Origin of the sequence: Metabacillus sp. 22489 (assembly GCF_052044855.1) — a bacterium.
GTDB lineage: Bacteria > Bacillota > Bacilli > Bacillales > Bacillaceae > Metabacillus > Metabacillus niabensis.
The window spans coordinates 50735-69577 of record NZ_JBQENT010000027.1; the positions used below are offsets into that span (position 1 = coordinate 50735).

Annotated in this window: 20 protein-coding genes and 2 pseudogenes; 20 read left to right on the top strand and 2 right to left on the bottom strand. The window is 35.0% G+C overall.

Annotation, left to right across the window (positions count from 1 at the left end):
• Positions 1-287: 287 nt before the first annotated feature.
• Positions 288-965, top strand: coding sequence for a MerR family transcriptional regulator (locus tag ACTJJ9_RS15895; RefSeq protein ID WP_145583492.1), 678 nt, complete (start codon positions 288-290; stop codon positions 963-965).
• Positions 966-1044: 79 nt separating this feature from the next.
• On the opposite strand, the gene ACTJJ9_RS15900 is transcribed toward ACTJJ9_RS15895, so the two are convergent.
• Complete coding sequence (locus ACTJJ9_RS15900) at positions 1045-1425, bottom strand: rhodanese-like domain-containing protein (RefSeq protein ID WP_141231505.1); 381 nt, start codon at positions 1423-1425, stop codon at positions 1045-1047.
• A gap of 198 nt (positions 1426-1623) precedes the next feature.
• Between ACTJJ9_RS15900 and ACTJJ9_RS15905 the strand changes: the two genes are divergently transcribed.
• The 5 genes and pseudogenes from ACTJJ9_RS15905 to ACTJJ9_RS15925 all read left to right on the top strand — a co-directional run bounded on the left by ACTJJ9_RS15905 (position 1624) and on the right by ACTJJ9_RS15925 (position 7792).
• Positions 1624-2460 carry a lipoate--protein ligase family protein gene (locus ACTJJ9_RS15905; protein ID WP_095299861.1) on the top strand — a complete coding sequence of 279 codons (837 nt, stop codon included), beginning with the start codon at positions 1624-1626 and terminating at the stop codon, positions 2458-2460.
• A gap of 489 nt (positions 2461-2949) precedes the next feature.
• Positions 2950-3738: pseudogene (locus ACTJJ9_RS15910) on the top strand (ribonucleotide reductase N-terminal alpha domain-containing protein); the annotation flags it as partial.
• Between the two features lie 353 nt (positions 3739-4091).
• Positions 4092-5861: pseudogene (locus ACTJJ9_RS15915) on the top strand (vitamin B12-dependent ribonucleotide reductase); the annotation flags it as partial.
• A gap of 251 nt (positions 5862-6112) precedes the next feature.
• Complete coding sequence (gene mntR, locus ACTJJ9_RS15920; RefSeq protein ID WP_145583490.1) at positions 6113-6529, top strand: transcriptional regulator MntR; 417 nt, start codon at positions 6113-6115, stop codon at positions 6527-6529.
• A 369-nt stretch (positions 6530-6898) separates the two neighbouring features.
• Entirely contained in the window at positions 6899-7792 is an 894-nt protein-coding gene (locus ACTJJ9_RS15925; protein ID WP_145583487.1) for a patatin-like phospholipase family protein, read from the top strand.
• On the opposite strand, the gene ACTJJ9_RS15930 is transcribed toward ACTJJ9_RS15925, so the two are convergent.
• Entirely contained in the window at positions 7789-8157 is a 369-nt protein-coding gene (locus ACTJJ9_RS15930; RefSeq protein WP_145583485.1) for an SA1362 family protein, read from the bottom strand. The genes ACTJJ9_RS15925 and ACTJJ9_RS15930 overlap by 4 nt on opposite strands.
• Before the next feature lie 692 nt (positions 8158-8849).
• Here ACTJJ9_RS15930 and ACTJJ9_RS15935 point away from each other — a divergent pair.
• The 14 genes from ACTJJ9_RS15935 to ACTJJ9_RS16000 all read left to right on the top strand — a co-directional run.
• Entirely contained in the window at positions 8850-9383 is a 534-nt protein-coding gene (locus ACTJJ9_RS15935; RefSeq protein ID WP_145583483.1) for a YqhR family membrane protein, read from the top strand.
• Between the two features lie 96 nt (positions 9384-9479).
• Positions 9480-9923 carry a type II 3-dehydroquinate dehydratase gene (gene aroQ / locus ACTJJ9_RS15940; RefSeq protein ID WP_095299868.1) on the top strand — a complete coding sequence of 148 codons (444 nt, stop codon included), beginning with the start codon at positions 9480-9482 and terminating at the stop codon, positions 9921-9923.
• A complete protein-coding gene (locus tag ACTJJ9_RS15945) occupies positions 9920-10981 on the top strand; it encodes a M24 family metallopeptidase (RefSeq protein ID WP_145583481.1) in 1062 nt (353 codons plus the stop codon). Before aroQ ends, ACTJJ9_RS15945 begins: the two co-directional genes overlap by 4 nt.
• A gap of 110 nt (positions 10982-11091) precedes the next feature.
• Positions 11092-11649, top strand: a complete 558-nt coding sequence (gene efp / locus ACTJJ9_RS15950; RefSeq protein ID WP_095299870.1) for an elongation factor P — start codon at positions 11092-11094, stop codon at positions 11647-11649.
• 611 nt (positions 11650-12260) lie between these two features.
• Entirely contained in the window at positions 12261-12542 is a 282-nt protein-coding gene (locus ACTJJ9_RS15955; RefSeq protein WP_095299871.1) for a YqhV family protein, read from the top strand.
• A 108-nt stretch (positions 12543-12650) separates the two neighbouring features.
• On the top strand, positions 12651-13568 hold the full coding sequence (spoIIIAA, locus tag ACTJJ9_RS15960) for a stage III sporulation protein AA (protein ID WP_095299872.1): 918 nt from the start codon (positions 12651-12653) through the stop codon (positions 13566-13568).
• A complete protein-coding gene (spoIIIAB, locus tag ACTJJ9_RS15965; protein WP_095299873.1) occupies positions 13569-14084 on the top strand; it encodes a stage III sporulation protein SpoIIIAB in 516 nt (171 codons plus the stop codon). It abuts the gene before it with no gap.
• 21 nt (positions 14085-14105) lie between these two features.
• Positions 14106-14312, top strand: a complete 207-nt coding sequence (gene spoIIIAC, locus ACTJJ9_RS15970; RefSeq protein WP_095299874.1) for a stage III sporulation protein AC — start codon at positions 14106-14108, stop codon at positions 14310-14312.
• 14 nt (positions 14313-14326) lie between these two features.
• Positions 14327-14719 carry a stage III sporulation protein AD gene (gene spoIIIAD / locus ACTJJ9_RS15975; RefSeq protein WP_370877245.1) on the top strand — a complete coding sequence of 131 codons (393 nt, stop codon included), beginning with the start codon at positions 14327-14329 and terminating at the stop codon, positions 14717-14719.
• Between the two features lie 37 nt (positions 14720-14756).
• The gene (spoIIIAE, locus tag ACTJJ9_RS15980) at positions 14757-15965 is read left to right on the top strand and encodes a stage III sporulation protein AE (RefSeq protein ID WP_095299876.1); all 1209 of its coding nucleotides are present in this window, start codon (positions 14757-14759) and stop codon (positions 15963-15965) included.
• Positions 15966-16010: 45 nt separating this feature from the next.
• Positions 16011-16664: a stage III sporulation protein AF gene (gene spoIIIAF, locus ACTJJ9_RS15985; RefSeq protein ID WP_440768717.1), complete on the top strand. Its 654-nt coding sequence runs from the start codon at positions 16011-16013 to the stop codon at positions 16662-16664.
• Entirely contained in the window at positions 16657-17301 is a 645-nt protein-coding gene (gene spoIIIAG, locus ACTJJ9_RS15990; RefSeq protein WP_095299878.1) for a stage III sporulation protein AG, read from the top strand. The genes spoIIIAF and spoIIIAG overlap by 8 nt, the downstream gene beginning before the upstream one ends.
• A gap of 14 nt (positions 17302-17315) precedes the next feature.
• Positions 17316-18029 (top strand): SpoIIIAH-like family protein, encoded by a 714-nt coding sequence (locus ACTJJ9_RS15995; RefSeq protein ID WP_145583477.1) that lies wholly within the window; start codon positions 17316-17318, stop codon positions 18027-18029.
• Positions 18030-18610: 581 nt separating this feature from the next.
• Positions 18611-18843, top strand: a 233-nt coding sequence (locus ACTJJ9_RS16000; protein WP_440768718.1) for a hypothetical protein, incomplete at its 3' end; no start/stop codon positions are given.

Sequence of the window (18843 nt, forward strand, 5' to 3'; positions counted from 1 at the left end):
CTTTAGTATCGCTTGAAGTGATATCCGAAAGTCTTTTTTTGATTTTCATAGTATAACCAAATTTAATAATTATATGTGTAGTTTAGACTTTCCGAATATCTAAGAAATCATGTATTGCTGAAATACCATTTCAAATAAAAAAGAATATTTAGCTATTCTTGCCGAATTCCCCAATTTCTTTAAAGAATATGACTAGTTTTTAGAAGCTTTGTCGTCTTGAAGGAATTTGCTAGTTACTACGAAGAATTAAGTAAATAAAGTAAATAGATAAAGGGTTGGTGGAGAGAATGACAACAAAGTATGTAACAATTTCTAAAGCTGCTTCATTGATAGGGGAAAAAGTATTTATCTTAAAAAGCTGGGAGAATGAATTTTCAGAGTTTTTAACAATAGAAAGGGATAGTAACAATTCAAGATTAGTGTCTGCAGAAAACATTGAAATGTTTAGGAAGATAAAATCATTTAAAGATAACCATCTTGATACGATGACAATTAAGCAATTACTGAAGAAGCAAACGGCTATGCATCATGTCGAAAGTCAATCTACCGAAGATAACGATAAATTAAAAAATTCTCTTAATAGGATTTCTGACTTTATAGAATCAGCAGAAGTCAAGGAGTTACTCAATATAAATGATCGACTATCTAAACTAGAAGCAACTATCATTGAGGCTGTTCAACAGAAGATTGTCGACACGGCGAAATTACAAACAGAAGTTGCTAGAATTGAGTTTTCAGATGTACAGGAAATGATTACGAGTTTATCTATTACTTCAAAGGAAGAACGTGAACTATATAAAGAGGCAATTCGCCAAGAACGGGAAATTATTTTGAAGAAAACAGATGAACGTGAGGAAAGATTTTTAGCGTTTTTAAAACAATATCAAGATAGACAAGTTCGCAATAAGCAAGAGCAGAAATCAGGTATAGCTATGTTAAAGCAGCTTATTGGCTTTGCTAAATAATTCGGTTTAACTATCCTTGAATTAAGCAAAAAAAAGCAAACTCTATATCATCAAATGATGAATAAGTTTGCTTTTTTCATTAGTTTTTCTTTTTAATCTTGCCTGTCCAACCTTTAAAGCCGCTTTTCAGACAGTTAAGATCAGTATAGCCCTTTTTTCTCAGCATTTGAGCTGCTCGACCACTACGTACTGTATTTTGACAATATAAGTATACAGGCTGGTCTTGTCTTATTTCTTTGTAACGCTGACGAAGCTGGGAAAGAGGGATGTTTCTTGCTCCTAAAATATGGCCAGCTTCAAATTCATTAGGTTCCCGAACATCAATTAATTGTGCTTTACGATATCCAGCACGAAATTCCTCTTCTGTTAACTGTTTCATTATTTTTCTTTGATAGAAAAAGGTAAACACAGCATAACCAATTAGCGCTACTGCTAAAATGATAAGAATCCAAGTTGAAATTGACAATTTTTTCGCTCCCTTTATGTTGTAATCTCATTTTCAATATTAAAAAATAAGTTCTTAGGAACTTTTATAGACTTTTATTATTATATAAGAGCTTCACTAAAATGTCATTAGCTAATCATGCAATATTATTTTCTTCTTATTGAAGTTCTGCTAGACTAAAATAGAAAATTTTTTGTGAAGAAGGGTTACAATATGGCAAAAGAAGTATGGCGATTTATTGATTCGGGTAACTGCTCTCCAACCTTTAATATGGCATTAGACGAAGCGTTGCTTGATTGGCATAGTGAAGGGAAAATTCCTCCAACAATCCGGTTTTATGGATGGGATCCTGCAACATTATCTATTGGTTATTTTCAAAAAGTTGAGAAGGAAATTAATTTAGAAGCAGTTAAAAAATATGGATTAGGCTTTGTAAGACGCCCAACAGGTGGAAGAGGGGTTCTCCACGATAAAGAGCTTACATATAGTGTCATCGTATCTGAGGAACATCCAGATATGCCAAAAACAGTTACTGAGGCATATCGAGTTATCTCAGAAGGTATATTAGAAGGGTTTAAAAATCTCGGATTAGATGCATATTTTTCTATTCCTCGGACAGATGAGGAAAAACAAGGGTTGAAATCACCTCGTTCAGCAGTATGTTTTGATGCACCTTCATGGTATGAGCTTGTTGTTGAGGGAAGAAAGGTAGCTGGGAGTGCGCAAACGCGACAAAAAGGTGTTATCTTACAACACGGCTCAATTCTCCTTGATTTAGATGAAGATATGCTTTTCGATTTATTTAAATATCCAAATGATCGTGTAAGAGAAAGAATGCAGCGTGCTTTTAAAGATAAGGCGGTTGCGGCAAATTCCTTACGAGAAAAGCCGGTAACCATTACAGAAGCAAAAGAAGCGTTTAAAAAAGGTTTTGAAGAAGGTTTAAATATTGAGTTAGAACCTTATGAGCTTACAAAGGAAGAAATTATAGTAGTAGAGAAAATTGCTAAAGAAAAATATGAGACGGATGAATGGAATTATAAAAGATAAGCAATAATGCGCAATCCGAATGGTTGCGCATTTCTCTTGCGAACATTCGTTCCGTTTGTTATGCTATTAGCAAATGTTTAGTTGAAACTAAAAATTTATCAAATCTAGAATCGATTGCAAACAATATAAACAAGGAAATACAACCATCCATATTTAAAGGATATAGTCCAACAGCATACTAAATCAGATAAAAATTATTCGACAAACACGAAAGAAAACCTATAAAGGAGTAGTGTTTTAGATATTTTAGTTTGTGCAAGAGACAAAATCCTTCAAAAAATGCATTTTTCGACATGTAATCTAATAATAACTCATTATTTCTTATGTTTTTAATGAGTTAGTAATTTGACAAATTACTAGTTTGTTGAACTGAAAACTACATATAGTATTATGTTTAAAAAAACAGATACTATATATTGAATTGTTTGGTGCGATGTGATAAATTTAATCAGAAGATTTAATAGAGAGATAGAACAAGGAGTTGTTACAATGACTGTTGTTACAGAGCAAAAGATGGAACTAAATGTAGAAAAGTTAAATAAAGATATTTCTGCATTTCCACAAGTCCATCCTATAACAGATGATATGAAGTTGACCCATAAAGGTGTATCAAGGCTGGTTATGCTTGATCGTTATACGTTTAAGGATACAGAGAAGATTACATTATCAGAAGGGGATTTTGTTGTTTTAACAATAAAAGAGGATCCTAAGTTTCCTGCACGTGGACTTGGATATGTTAGAGAAATTGATTGGCAAACGAAAACGGCAAGTGTGCTAGTTGAAGAAGAGTATCGCCACTCACTAGATAATCCTGAGGAAGTTGAAACAGGAATTGTGAAACGCTCTTTAGACGTCATTGAAAAACCACTTGAAATCTATTACGAACAAATTGCAAAACGTAACGCGACAGGATTGGCATCGGTAGAAAAAACGGAAGCAAAGCGTAAAGAATGGTTTGAAAAGTTTTATCAAGAGCTAGTGAATTTGAATTTTATCCCAGCAGGACGTGTCTTATATGGAGCTGGGGCAGGCACTGATGTAACGTATTTTAACTGTTATGTTATGCCATTTGTAAAAGACTCCCGTGAAGGAATTTCTGAGCATCGGAAACAAGTAATGGAGATTATGAGTCGTGGTGGTGGAGTTGGAACAAATGGTTCAACATTGCGTCCTCGAAATACACTTGCACGTGGTGTAAATGGTAAATCATCTGGTTCGGTATCTTGGTTAGATGATATCGCTAAATTAACACATCTTGTTGAGCAAGGTGGTTCCCGTTAAATCTTAAATCCACACGGCGGGAATAAAATCTCGTGAATTGCTGGAACACCCTAAAGATTCATCAACCACAACGTGACTGGCAACAGTGACCGTGAAGGTTTGAAAATGATGAATATAAATAATGGGCAATCAGCAGCGAAGCATCTTAGGAAACTAAGATGAACGTTCAGAGACTATCGAAAGTACCTACGTTTTAACAATAAGGTATAAGTAGATCAAAAGAAGAACTTCTTTTGAGGTACGAGACAGGGAATGAATATTCCTTGATGATATAGTCCGAACTCATGTGAAAGCATGAGAGTTAGGCAGAAATGACCTAGCCCCTCTAACGAATGAGGAGTAACAAATTGCGTGGTGCACAGATGATTATGCTTGCAGATTGGCATCCTGATATCATCGAATTTATAATATCTAAAATGCAAAACCCTAGAATTTTGCGCTATTTAATTGAAAATACAAAAGATGAAGCAATTAAGAAATATGCACAAGATAAACTAAAATTCACACCGTTAACTCAACAAGAAATCGATATGTATCAGGGGATTGTTAATTACAAACAAATACCTGGAACTGGTGGATTCAGTGAAAAAATCATTAAAGAAGCGGAATTAAAGCTTCGTACGGGTGGAACATATAGTGTTCATAATCCAGAGTTTTTAACGGGTGCTAATATTTCAGTTACTTTAACAAAAGATTTTATGGATGCTGTTGAAAAGGATGCTGAGTATGAACTACGTTTCCCAGACGTAGAAAGCTACGATGAAGAGAATATGAAAGCCTACAATGAAAATTGGCATAAAGTCGGAGATGTTCGTGAATGGGAAAAGCAAGGATATAAAGTTCGTACGTATCGTAAAATTAGAGCAAGAGACTTGTGGAATCTAATCAACATATGTGCAACGTATTCTGCTGAGCCAGGAATTTTCTTTATTGATAATGCGAATGATATGACAAATGCAAAAGCATATGGTCAACAGGTTGTAGCAACGAATCCATGTGGTGAACAACCACTTGCTCCATATTCTGTTTGTAATTTAGCGGCGGTAAATTTAGCTGAAATGGCGAATAAGGAAACAAAGACTGTTGATTTTGAAAAATTAAGAAAAACAGTTGAAATCGGAGTTCGCATGCAGGATAACGTCATTGATGCAACACCTTATTTTCTACCTGAAAACAAACACCAAGCCCTTGGTGAACGTCGTGTAGGTTTAGGTGTAATGGGGTTACATGACCTACTTATTTACTGTGAAACAGAATATGGTTCTGAAAAAGGTAATGAGTTAGTTGATAAAGTGTTTGAGACAATCGCGACAACTGCTTATCGTGCTTCTATAGAATTAGCGAAAGAAAAAGGTAGTTTTCCTTTCTTAGTCGGTGAAGAAGAGGGGGAGACAACACGTCTTCGTGAAGCATTTACACAAACTGGATTTATGAGTAAAATGCCTGAAGATATTCGTGAAGGTGTTAAACAATATGGTATTCGTAACTCTCATTTGTTAACAGTTGCTCCAACAGGTTCTACAGGAACTATGGTTGGCGTGTCAACAGGATTAGAGCCATATTTTTCATTCTCATATTTCAGAAGCGGTAGATTAGGGAAATTTATTGAAGTAAAAGCAGATATCGTACAAGAATATTTAGATCGCCATCCAGAAGCGGATCCAAATAACTTACCATCATTTTTCGTATCTGCGATGGAATTAGCTCCTGAAGCGCATGCCGATGTACAATGTGTAATTCAGCGTTGGATTGATAGCTCGATTAGTAAGACAGTAAATGCTCCTAAAGGATATACTGTTGACCAAGTTGAAAAAGTATATGAGAGATTATACAAAGGTGGAGCTAAAGGTGGTACCGTTTATGTTGACGGTAGCCGAGATACACAAGTATTAACATTAAAGGCAGAAGAAAATACATTTGACGATGTCGAAGATGTTGACAATAAGGAAAAAGGGAAGGTTGTATTAGTAGATACAATCAATGACCTTCGTTCCACTGATGTTACTATCGGTAATGAGGTTGGGAATACATGTCCGGTTTGTCGAGAAGGTACAGTCGAGGATTTAGGCGGATGTAATACTTGTACTAGTTGTGGTGCCCAATTAAAGTGTGGCTTATAAATCTTGATTTAGGGAGTCTGACATATCGTCAGACTCTTTTTTCAGAATGAAAAGAAATATCAAATTCTTTGTGTTCACATTTAGAGATCGTGTAAGCGGCTTTAAAAAGATTAAATGACAAGGGCGGCTGCAATTTTTGTGCCTCCTAATTAACTAAAGGCTATTAAGCTTTTCTTCCTTGTCATGCACTCATTTCTCATGTAAAATTAATTTGATTTCGTTTAAAGACGGCGCAATTTGGAGGGAACTTTATGCCAACACCAAGTATGGAAGATTATATAGAACAAATTTATTTATTAATAGAAGATAAAGGATATGCACGTGTTTCAGATATTGCTGAGGCTTTGGCAGTTCACCCCTCCTCTGTTACAAAAATGGTTCAAAAATTAGATAAAGATGATTATTTAATTTATGAAAAATACCGTGGACTTGTATTAACAAACAAAGGTAAAAAGACAGGAAAAAGACTCGTTTATCGTCATGACCTTCTCGAACAATTTTTAAGAATCATAGGGGTAGATGAGGATAAAATATATAATGATGTAGAGGGAATAGAGCATCACTTAAGCTGGAATGCAATTGATCGTATTGGAGATCTAGTCCAATTTTTCGAAGAAGATGAGCAAAGAGTTTCGACATTGAGGAATATACAAAAAAGTGATGATTAGGATATGGGAAGAGAGGATATGTTAATGAACTTATCCTCTCTTTTTATTTTACTCTTTTCTAAAATAGTGTTGTTTTAATAAACGTTGTAAAGGTTGATTTGAGCGTAATTGTAAGACTCCTGTAGAATGCATGGATAGGTTCATGTTGAGCTAAATATCCATCCCGCGGAAAGCAATCGCTGCACGAGGAAAGCGACCAAAACGACTACTTCTAAGCCGCAAGTTGAAAAAAATACTTGAGGTAGGAATAGGTAGGTTTATACAAAGACAGTAGTTTAAATAGTTTAAGGTTTTCTTATTTTCAACAGGTCTAAATTGCTTTCTCTGTTCTTACACTATTATAGGAAGATGTGTGGGAGGGGAGAGAAAATGTACATAGACGGTGTGTTTTCTGGAGGAGGAATTAAAGGTTTTGCTCTTATTGGAGCATTCAAAGCAATTGAAATGAAAGGATTTAAATTCAAACGATTGGCTGGAACTAGTGCAGGGTCAATTATTTCTGCATTTGTAATAGCTGGATATACTGCTGATGAAATATTAGAGATGATGGAAGAAATTGATTTGAAAATGTTTCTAGATGAAAGGAAATCGTTAATTCCTTTTTCGCTTACGAAATGGCTCTCATTATATTGGAATTTAGGCTTATATAAAGGGAATAAGCTTGAGGAATGGCTTGTTATGAAATTAAAGAATAAAGGGATTGTTACATTTGCAGATATACCAAAAGGTTCATTTAGGGTGATAGCCTCAGATTTAACGAACGGTAGATTAATAGTTCTCCCAGATGACCTCCATAAATATGGTATCCACCCGGAATCATTTTCAGTCGCAAGAGCAGTAAGGATGAGTTGTAGCTTACCTTATTTTTTTGAACCAGTTCGATTAGCTTCATCTACAGGAACAAATATTATAGTCGATGGAGGAGTATTAAGTAATTTTCCGATTTGGCTTTTTCAACAAGATAAAAAGACAAATAAAACGAAATCGAGGCCAGTACTTGGAATTAAATTAAGCATGAAAGAAACTGAACGCCCAAAACGAAAAATAAATAATGCTATCGAATTGTTTAGTGCACTTTTTGAAACAATGAAAGATGCTCATGATAGTCGTCATATTTCAAGTAGGCATGAAAAAGATATTATCTTTATTCCAGTAGATGATATTGTGACGACAGAATTTTCATTAGATGAAGAAAAAAAACTAGCTCTAATTGAGCTAGGTGAAAAGCGAACAATCGAATTTTTAAAAACATGGACGTATTAAAGATGTGCTCTATTTTTCTTTTTACCCTTTTTTCCTTCGATAACAGTTAGGTGTGTTGACTGTTTTTTCTTTTTTATTGCAGAGGCTTTTGTCTGTTTTTTTGCCTGAGAAAAACTACGAATATTTGATTGGCGATTTCCCTTGTCATTGAATCGTTTTTTAGATTGTTTTGCAGCTTTCAGATATGAAGCATATTCCTTACCCATTCTTTTCCTCATAAAAAGACGGTAAACGAGATAAATGATTATCGCAAGGATTGCCATAAATGCGATTTGTCTAAATAACCAAAAAGGGTTGGAAATGATTCCAATGACTCCTAAAATAAGAATTGCTACAATGATACCTTTCATGATATTTTGATTCATTTTACCACCTCCTATAAGTTACCAATCCACAGTAAACCTTACGAAACAAAAATAAAGGAGTAGCTTGTTACAGTGTTTCATCCTTTTTAAGAAAAAGGGATTCCACTTTTTGTTAAGAAGGTATTTTCTTTTTATTATCTAATCTCCATCAATCCTTATAGCATAAATCCATGGTGGGAAAATGCATATTATTACAGGATCAACTTCTAAAGCACATCCTTTTGTAGAGGGACTTATTCTAGTATAGTAATAATCATCCATTTTACAAAAAATTGTAACTGACATATTTTATATATATGCTATTAGGTGTGATGGCTTGAAAGCGTATTCCATAATAAATCTCTTTTTATTGAAGTGAAGATTTCTTATATGTTGCAAAAATACTTAATGGATAGCTTGAACAATGCTTATTATTATAATTATATCCCATCTATTATGAATGAATTTTGAAATCAGTCATAGTTCATTCTTTTACTTCTATCATACAGAACTTTCTCAAAAACCTCTAGAGCTTTTAGAACAGGTCATGTAGCTATTAATATATGAACCAAATAGCTCATCCTTTAACAAAATTAATAATATCATTATACCCATGGATATTTCTGCTAGTCATTGTTATGAAAAAAATATTAAAAAAGTTAAAAACATGTCTTCTTTAAAAATGGACATAGTATAAATGGAGGTGTCCTTACATGGCAGAAGACAAAGAAATAAAAGAACATGTTGACAAGGATGACAAAAGGTTAGAGCAAAATAACATAGAGCCTAAAATGTCACAAGTAAGCAAGGTCGTTACAACAGGGTTGTTTGGCGGGATTTTTTGGAGTTTCATTGCTTATATTGCATTTGTATTAAATTTTATTGAAATTAGTCCTAAGCTTATTTTACAACCGATTGCTTTAGGTAGTTGGAAAAATCATACTCTTGGTGAGTTTATTGGCATTATCCTTATAGGCTTAATTTCTATCGGTGTTGCATTTGTTTATTATGCTGTATTTAAACGATTTCGTTCGATGTGGATAGGGATTTTATATGGTGCAATCTTATGGGGAATCGTTTTTTTTATCCTTAATCCGATGTTTCCCGATTTAAAAGAAATTTTTGAATTGTCAAGAGGTACAATCGTAACTTCCGTTTGCATTTATATACTGTATGGATTATTTGTTGGGTATTCAATTTCCTTTGATTATAATGAATTAACAGCTGCTGATAAGAGCATAAAATGAAATCATAGTACCTTACTGTAGAGATATGATAGAATGTTCATAAACTGAACATTCTTTTTTCTAGTTTAAAAATATTTTTGGAATGAGGTGAGGAAATTGAAGTTTTTAGTGCTTAATGGACCAAATTTAAACCTGTTAGGCCTAAGGGAGCCAGGAATATACGGTTCGAAGACTTTAACAGATTTAGAACAGGATTTACTGGCATTTGCTGAAAATGAGCAAATAGAAATCGTTTGTTTCCAATCTAATCATGAAGGTGATTTAATCGACGCGATTCATGAAGCTGTGAATCAATACGATGGAATCGTGATAAATCCTGGAGCTTTTACACATTATAGTTATGCAATTCGTGATGCGATTGCAAGTATTCAATTACCTGTAATTGAAGTACATATATCAAATGTTCATACTCGTGAAGAATTTCGTCATACATCTGTTACAGCACCTGTTACAATGGGACAGATTATTGGGTTAGGCTTTATAGGATATATCCTTGCTATACGAGCATTAATGGATAAAGTAGGAGGGAAACAAGGATGAAATTAGATAAGATTCGTAATCGGTTTAAAGAGCTATCGATTGATGGCTTGTTAATTACAAGTGAATATAATCGTAGATACATGACAGGCTTTACTGGAACTTCAGGTATAGCTTTAATTTCAGAAGATAAAGCCGTTTTTATGACAGATTTTCGCTACACTGAGCAGGCGGCAAAGCAAGTAAAAGAATATGAAATTGTTCAGCATACAGGCCCCTTAAGTGAAGAGGTTGCTCAGCTTGTAAGTAAGTTAGGGATAAAAAAGCTTGGCTTTGAGCAGGATCATCTTACATATCAGGAGTATTCAAACTATAAAAAGGTGTTAAATTCAGTTGAATTTATTCCTGTATCAGGAGCTGTAGAAAAGTTACGCTTGATTAAGTCTCCAGCAGAGATTAAGATATTAAAGGAAGCAGCAGAGATTGCAGATGCAGCATATAAACATATTTTAACTTTCGTAAAACCTGGAGTAAGGGAAATTGACGTATCAAATGAACTTGAATTTTTTATGAGAAAAAATGGTGCTGTATCTTCGTCCTTTGATATCATCGTTGCGTCTGGTTATCGTTCCGCATTACCGCACGGTGTCGCGAGTGAAAAAGAAATCGAAAAAGGCGATTTTGTTACGTTAGATTTTGGTGCATACTACAAAGGGTATTGTTCAGATATTACGAGAACATTTGCTGTTGGGCAGCCAAGTGATGAATTGAAAAAGATTTATTCAATCGTTCTTGAGGCACAACTCCGTGGGATGAATGGTATAAAACCAGGTATGACAGGAAAAGAGGCGGATGCTTTAACTCGCGATTATATTTCTGAACATGGTTATGGTGAATATTTTGGTCATTCAACAGGACATGGGCTTGGTATGGAAGTTCATGAAGGGCCAGCATTGTCTTATCGCTCAGACACTATTCTTCAACCAGGTATGGTTGTAACAGTTGAACCAGGTATCTATATACCAGAGCTTGGTGGGGTAAGAATAGAGGATGATACAGTTATTACGGAAAATGGAAATGAATCATTAACACATTCTTCAAAAGAATTAATTATTTTATAATCGGTAGGGAAGACTTGTTCTTTACATATAAATTTTATTTAATGAAGTGTAGACAAGATATTTGTTTTCATTTCAAATCCCTTATTTAGGCTATTAGGAGGACTTTTTTCATGATTTCAGTAAATGATTTTCGTACAGGTTTAACAATTGAAGTGGATAATGGCATTTGGCGTGTAATGGACTTCCAACACGTTAAACCTGGAAAAGGAGCTGCATTTGTTCGCTCAAAACTTCGTAACCTTCGCACAGGAGCAGTTCAAGAAAAAACATTCCGTGCAGGTGAAAAAGTAGCTAAAGCACAAATTGAAACACGTAGAATGCAGTATTTATATGCAAATGGTGATCAACATGCTTTCATGGATACTGAAACATATGACCAAATCGAACTTTCTTCATCTCAAATTGAGTATGAATTAAAGTTTTTAAAGGAAAATATGGAAGTGCAAATCATCATGTTTGGTACAGAAACATTAGGGGTTGAATTGCCAAATACAGTTGAATTAGAAGTTGTTGACACAGAACCAGGTATTAAAGGTGATACTGCTTCAGGTGGAACAAAACCTGCAACATTAGAAACAGGATTAACTGTACAAGTGCCATTCTTTATAAACCAAGGGGATCGCCTTATTATTAATACAAGTGAAGCATCTTACGTTTCAAGAGCATAACATAAAATTCAATCATAGTCTCATTAAATAAGTTTAAAAGCGGTTATTGAAGATCTTACTTTCATTAACCGCTTTTAATTTTGTGGATTTATTAAGGGAAAAGCAAAATTATTTAACATGTAGTTGTTCAAAAATAACAAGTTATATTAGTTTATAGACCTATAAAATGTTGAATATTGTTGAATGGTACAGACGTGTTCTTAATAAGAAACATTTGTCAGAAATATCAAATGGAACTCTCAAGGAATGATCTGTAGCATTGAGAGGAAAGGGTATCCTTTTTAAGTACTCATATGTTTTTTTATATTACTTTTTTCCAGAGCTTACTTTTTCTCCAACATATCCAATTTTACTCTTTCCTCGGTTATTACTCATATGTATAGAAGCTTCTTACATTATAAATATAATTTATAATCCCATCATAAGTTTTGTCGATAAAATTATATCTGAAAGAGGAAAACTTAATAGAAGCAAAAATGGCATAAGAAAAAGGGAGATTCATTCCTTTTTTCTTTTTTAATTTAGCGAATAATAAATGTTTCTATAACCTTTATTGTCTAAAAAACTTTTCTACCGCATATGTTGTACAAACAGTTATTTAGGAGGTAGTTATGAGACGTTTGTTTTCACATATTGATTCGACAGTATTAACTATGGCAGGCTTACGTTTTTTGTCTGCATCAATTGAATTAACAGCAGCGATTCTAATGTTAGTAGTTAATGATGTAAAAAAGGCGGTCACAATAAATTCATTATTGGCTATCGTTGGTCCTGTGATTTTTATTGTCACAATGACCATTGGAATCTTTCAAATTGCAGATCAGTTATCATATGCAAAGCTGCTCTTTATCGGTCTAGGCGTCTTCTTCATCCTTTTTGGTATTTATAAATAAAGAAGAAGTGAAGATAGAAACGATAAAAAGGATAGAACAAATGAGTCATGAATGTGGTCAAGCATGCATACATTGAAAGTAATGAACCGGAATTTAGGGGGAAGCGAAATGAAGGAAATTATCGAGATGCTTCCAGAATCTATAAGTTATCAAATCAAACTGCTCCATCCAAAAAGTATGTCCCGTATTGAAGAAATTCGCATTCGAATTAGGAAAAGAGTAGAGGTAATAATTGCTGGAAAGCCCATATACCTTTCGTATGAAGTCACATATGATGACACAATAAATTTGTTGAATGAATTAAGCAACTATTCAATTTATACGTTGGAAGAGGAATTAAGGAAGGGATATATAACCGTTAAAGGTGGGCACCGAGTTGGTCTTTCTGGAAGAGTCATAACAGAAAATGGACGAGTTAAGGCGATTCGTGATGTAACATCGTTTAATATTCGAATAGCAAAAGAAAGAATCGGTATTTCGGAAAGGTATATTCCATATCTATATGATGGGAATTGGTTAAATACATTGATAATTGGACCACCACAAACTGGTAAGACTACACTCCTAAGAGATTTTGCAAGGGTAATAAGTAGCGGTTATAAGCAGATTGAAGCAAAAAAAGTTTGCATCGTTGATGAGAGATCTGAAATTGCAGGATGTGTCCAAGGCGTTCCTCAACATCAATTTGGTGAAAGAGTAGATGTTCTTGATGCGTGTCCAAAGGCAGAAGGAATGATGATGATGATTCGCTCCATGAGTCCTGATGTGTTAATAGTCGATGAGATTGGAACGAAGGAGGATGCTGTCGCAGTAATGGAAGCTGTTCATGCAGGAGTGCAACTGTTGGTCTCAGTTCATGGTCATCATGCAAGTGAATTAAAAAATCGTCCCTCTTTAAAAATGCTATTTGAAGCAAAGGTTTTTGATAGATTTTTAGAGTTATCAAGAAAAGATGGACCTGGAACGGTTCAGCAAATTCTTGATCAAAATGGTAGAGATTTTACGTTGGAAAGAAGAGTGCGTTAAATGATGAAATTAATTGGAGCTTTTCTCATCATTATAACAACGACATGGGCTGGGTTTGAAGCTGCTAAGCATTTAAGTCAGCGAACAAGACAACTAAGACAGTTAAAAGTTGCGTTTCAATCCCTTGAGGCTGAGATTATGTATGGTCACACATCGTTAATTGTTGCTTCACAAAATATTTCAAAGCAAATGCCAAAGCCGTTATCGACGTTTTTTGAACAATTTTCTAAAAAGCTTCTTAAAGGGCGTACGAATGTAAAGGATGCCTGGGAAGAATCTCTTAAAGAGATATGGCGTTCTACAGCGTTAAAGCAAGGCGAATATGAAGTGCTTAAGCAATTTGGTGAAACACTTGGTAAGCATGACCGCATATCTCAGCAAAAACATATAAAGCTGGCACTTACACATCTTGAACGTGAAGAAATGGATGCAGTTGATCGGCAAAATAGGTATGAAAAAATGGTGAAAAGTTTAGGTGTTCTATCTGGTCTACTCTTAGTGATTTTATTGATGTAGCAGTTGAAGGGAGCTATAGCAATGGGCGTTGATATAAATACGATCTTTCAAATTGCCGGGATAGGAATCGTCGTTGCATTCCTTCACACAATTTTAGATCAAATGGGTAAAAAGGAATATGCGCAATGGGTAACCCTTATAGGTTTTATTTACATATTATTTATGGTTGCATCCATTGTTGATGATTTATTCCAAAAGATTAAATCAGTCTTTCTTTTTCAAGGATAAGGGGGTGGCTTCTTATCGAAATTATACAAATTGTTGGGTTAGGACTAATTGCCACCTTTCTCGCTCTCATCATAAAAGAACAAAAGCCAACGTTTGCCTATTTACTTGTCGTTTTTGTAGGCTGTGTCATATTTTTATTTTTAATTGATAAAGTATATGAAATCATCCGGATGGTGGAAAGAATCGCCGCAAATGCAAATGTAAACCTCATATACGTAGAAACTATCTTAAAAATCATTGGAATTGCCTATATAGCAGAGTTTGGTGCACAAATAACGAAAGATGCTGGACAAGGTGCGATTGCATCAAAGATTGAATTAGGAGGTAAAATCCTCATTTTGACAATGGCAATTCCGATTTTAACCGTCATTATCGAAACAATACTTAGCATGATTCCCGGAACTTGAATGATTTTCAGTTTTGTATACTGTTGGAGGTGTATAAATGCGTTTATCTCTCTTTTCTATTGTACTCGTTCTATTTCTAGTAAACCCAATAAATGTACAAGCTAATGAAACACCCCAACCTCAATCTCAACAAAATGAAGAGCCAGCATCGATTGATCCTAGCGTGATTGTAGAGGAACAAGTTGAAAAACTTGAAATCAGTGATATTAAGACGTATTGGGATCGAGTTATGACAGAATACGGAGGTTTTTTGCCAGAGAGTCAAAAGGGAAGCCTTCTTCAATTTTTAAGTGGAGAAAAAGAATTAAGTATCCAAGAATGGCTAAAAGCATTTTTAAAATACTTATTTCATGAACTCATCGCAAATGGAAAACTATTAGGAACTTTAATTCTTTTAACAGTCTTTAGCATGCTTTTACAGCTTTTACAAAACGCTTTTAATCAAAGTACGGTTAGTAAAGTGGCTTATGCACTTGTTTATATGGTATTGATTATTATTGCATTAAATAGCTTTCACGTCGCTATTCAGTATACAAATGAGGCGATTCAGGCTATGACGAATTTCATCCTTGCGTTAATTCCTCTATTGTTAGCACTAATGGCATCTTCTGGTGGTATTGCATCTGCTGCGTTTTTTCATCCGGTTATCATATTTTTAATGAATACTAGTGGATTGTTAATAAGTAATATTGTTCTCCCTTTACTATTTTTAGCAGCGCTATTAAATATTGTTAGTACACTTACAGATCAATATAAGGTTACTCAGCTTGCAGGACTTTTGCGAAATATTAGCATTGGCCTGTTAGCATCATTTTTAACGATATTTTTAGGAGTTATCTCTGTTCAAGGTGCATCGGCAGCTGTAACGGATGGAATCACAATCCGGACCGCAAAATTCATAACAGGAAACTTTATCCCAGTACTAGGTAGGATGTTTACCGATGCAACAGATACGGTTATTAGTGCCTCAATTTTATTAAAAAACACAGTTGGAGTAATAGGAGTTGCTATTCTCCTAATTATTGTTGCATTTCCAGCAATCAAAGTACTGTCTCTAGCTTTTATATATAAATTTGCAGCATCGATTTTGCAGCCGTTAGGTGGGGGACCAGTGATTGCGTGTTTAGACATTATTAGTAAAAGTGTCATTTATATTTTTGCAGCATTAGCTATCGTCTCATTAATGTTCTTTCTTTGTCTCACTGTTATCATTGCTGCGGGAAATTTAACGATTATGATGCGTTAGGATAAGATGATTTAATGATTTTTTGCAAGATCAAAGGAGGGGGTTATGTTGGCATTTTTAACAGAGTGGATTACGAATATCATCGTATTTATTTTATTGGCAGTCATTATTGATTTGTTATTACCCAACTCTACAATGCAGAAATACGCCAAGATGGTTATTAGTCTACTACTAATCATTGTCATCATTAATCCCATCTTTCGGATATTTACAACCGATATGAATGATGTTCTTGAGCAATTTCAAGTAAATAATTCAGCATCGACAGAATCTGATATAAAAAATTCAATGGAATTTCAGAAAAAAGAAATACAAGCTTCACAACGTGCATATATTTTAGAACAAATGGCTGTCCAAATGAAAACGATGGCAGAAGAGGAGCTGGTGCAAAGATATGATGTAACAATTGATAAGATCCTTCTTTCTGAATCAAAACAAGCAGACCAAATTCATTCTCAAAAAGATTTAACACAAATCGAAGTACTACTAAAGGAAAATGCAGAGGAAACAGTAGAGGAAGAAGCAATAGAAACAGTTCAACCAGTAACAATTGATACAACAAAAGAACTAGAAACAGATGTGGAGCAGTCAAAAATAAATCCAAATGAAGTGACAGCATTCCTTGCTGAAATTTGGGAAGTAGAAGAAGAAAAAATCACACTACTACTGGAAGGAGGGGAGGAGTCATTAGATGAGTAATAAAGAAGGCTTTCTTCACAAGCTAAAGTCTATTCTTGGCCAATCTGATTCTAAAAAACCATCAAAATATCATTATTTTATTCTAGTATTTGTACTAGGTGTTGCCATCATGATTGTTAGCAATCTATTTTCGCCTGACAAAACGGTAAATAATACATTACCTGCTTCTACAGCTGAGAAAGAGGATACAACTGAAGTTTTTAAACAATCTCAAACGGAAACGACAGGAACCGGCTCCATCTCTGAGTACGAGGAAGAATACGAAAGTCAACTGAAAGACGTACTTGAAACGATAGAGGGTGTTGGGAAAGTATCGGTTGTAGTAAATGTTGATTCAACTGCTCAAAAAATAGTTGAAAAAAATAGTGTTTCTCAGAGTCAGGTTACAAAGGAAACAGATCGTGATGGGGGTAAAAGGGAAGTAGAAGATCAATCGATTGATGAACAAGTTGTTATCATCCAGGATGGGGAAAAAGAGGCGCCAATTGTTGTACAAACAAAGAAACCAGAAATACGTGGTGTCCTAATTGTTGCTGCTGGTGCTGACAACATTCACATAAAAAAAACAATAATAGATTCTGTTACACGTGTGCTAGGCGTACCTAGTCATCGAGTAGCAGTAGCATCGAAAAAATGAAGGAGGATGAATAGATGATGTTAAAGAAACAAACGGTTTGGTTATTGACAATGTTAAGTTTAGTGGTGGTACTATCAGTTTACTATGTTACTTCTCCTGATGGTGGGTCTAGCAATATTGTTATGACAGAGGAAGAAAAAGAAACAGCTGAAAATACTACTCAAAAAGAAACAGCTGAAAATACTGCACAAGAGGAAGCAACAGAGGATAAAACAGCTCAAGAGAACTTAGAGGCTGCAGAAGAAACAAAGGATGAAGCTTCTACTGAAAACAAAGAATCTGCTGTAGCTGAAGAGGATAACAAAGAGGAGTCTGCTTCGAATACAGAAGTGAAAACAGAAGAGTTTGAAGACGGAGGAACAGTTACTTCAAGTGTTACTAGTGAAGAACTATTCGAAGAATTACGTATGCAACTTGATGATGACAGAAGTAAATTAAAAGAGCAATTAGCAACAACGTTAGCAAGCAGTGAAGTTTCTGCAGAAGAAAAAAGTGAAGCAAAAGATGAAATGGAAGCATTAGATGAAGCAGCGCGCAAGGAAGCAATTCTAGAAACTTTAATCAAATCTGAAGGATATGAGGATGCCTTAGTACGTGCAGAAGGAAATAATGTGAAAATTACTGTAAAGGCATCAAAAGAGCATGATAAATCATCTGCTAATAAAATTATGATGCTTGTAAAGGATGAAATAGAGAATATGAATGAAGTGGTTGTAACATTTAAATAACATATAAAGATTTTAGGTCAATCCTTTGGAGGATTGACCTCAGACTGTAGACAAACTCGATAAAATCGAGTTTGCTTACAGTCTTTTTTAATTTAGCGTGCCCAGCAAGCCGTTAATTGCTAATTGGTGAAAGTCCAATCCGAGTAAGTGCCAAAACGCTCGGTAGCTGACAGGCAACTGGTGGAGAAATCCTAAGGTTGAAGCCCTGTGACAAAGTAACTCTTACAAGAGTGCGAGCAACCTAACAGGTTGTAACATAAAGTGAATCCTGCCGCCTCGTCAAAAGAAACCTCCATATGAGGACAAGGAGATGTCGAGCCTGGTGAATTTGGGCGAAGACCAAGGAAAGTGTGAAGAATTTGGAAGAGCAGCACCCAAGAATCTCTCGGGGTATGGGGAACGACATGTTAGGAAAGTAGTTAATGGAACTGGGGAGACCCTCCTTATCACCTTTCTTACGAGGTAAAGCAGAAACCTATAAGTGAAAACGAAATGGTGGATGGATAAGAGGGAGTCGGAGGGGGTCATACTACCGATGATGGCAACGACAACATAACGTTGTTTAGGGAAGGACCCCTACTTTGTTCACAAGTTTAAAGGAGGTAAGAGTAGTGAATGCTGGAAAACTAGCTAACTACACCAATGTAAAAACTCGAGAACTCTGGAAAACTTTATATCTTTGTGCCAAGGAAAACCCTACAAGGCGATTTCATGCGTTATATGACAAGGTATATCGACCAGATATCCTTGCAGAAGCATGGCGAAGAGTCAAGAGTAAAAAGGGAAGTGGCGGAATCGATGGACAGACAATTGA

Excerpts from the sequence above, each read along its gene's own strand:
- spoIIIAG (WP_095299878.1), top strand. The coding sequence starts at position 16,657 with ATGAGTAATAAAGAAGGCTTTCTTCACAAGCTAAAGTCTATTCTTGGC.
- ACTJJ9_RS15930 (WP_145583485.1), bottom strand. The coding sequence starts at position 8,157 with ATGAATCAAAATATCATGAAAGGTATCATTGTAGCAATTCTTATTTTA.
- ACTJJ9_RS15895 (WP_145583492.1), top strand. The coding sequence starts at position 288 with ATGACAACAAAGTATGTAACAATTTCTAAAGCTGCTTCATTGATAGGG.
- spoIIIAC (WP_095299874.1), top strand. The coding sequence starts at position 14,106 with ATGGGCGTTGATATAAATACGATCTTTCAAATTGCCGGGATAGGAATC.
- spoIIIAB (WP_095299873.1), top strand. The coding sequence starts at position 13,569 with ATGATGAAATTAATTGGAGCTTTTCTCATCATTATAACAACGACATGG.
- ACTJJ9_RS15995 (WP_145583477.1), top strand. The coding sequence starts at position 17,316 with ATGATGTTAAAGAAACAAACGGTTTGGTTATTGACAATGTTAAGTTTA.
- spoIIIAE (WP_095299876.1), top strand. The coding sequence starts at position 14,757 with ATGCGTTTATCTCTCTTTTCTATTGTACTCGTTCTATTTCTAGTAAAC.
- efp (WP_095299870.1), top strand. The coding sequence starts at position 11,092 with ATGATTTCAGTAAATGATTTTCGTACAGGTTTAACAATTGAAGTGGAT.
- ACTJJ9_RS15955 (WP_095299871.1), top strand. The coding sequence starts at position 12,261 with ATGAGACGTTTGTTTTCACATATTGATTCGACAGTATTAACTATGGCA.
- ACTJJ9_RS15935 (WP_145583483.1), top strand. The coding sequence starts at position 8,850 with ATGGCAGAAGACAAAGAAATAAAAGAACATGTTGACAAGGATGACAAA.
- ACTJJ9_RS15945 (WP_145583481.1), top strand. The coding sequence starts at position 9,920 with ATGAAATTAGATAAGATTCGTAATCGGTTTAAAGAGCTATCGATTGAT.
- spoIIIAA (WP_095299872.1), top strand. The coding sequence starts at position 12,651 with ATGAAGGAAATTATCGAGATGCTTCCAGAATCTATAAGTTATCAAATC.
- spoIIIAF (WP_440768717.1), top strand. The coding sequence starts at position 16,011 with ATGTTGGCATTTTTAACAGAGTGGATTACGAATATCATCGTATTTATT.
- mntR (WP_145583490.1), top strand. The coding sequence starts at position 6,113 with ATGCCAACACCAAGTATGGAAGATTATATAGAACAAATTTATTTATTA.
- ACTJJ9_RS15905 (WP_095299861.1), top strand. The coding sequence starts at position 1,624 with ATGGCAAAAGAAGTATGGCGATTTATTGATTCGGGTAACTGCTCTCCA.
- ACTJJ9_RS15925 (WP_145583487.1), top strand. The coding sequence starts at position 6,899 with ATGTACATAGACGGTGTGTTTTCTGGAGGAGGAATTAAAGGTTTTGCT.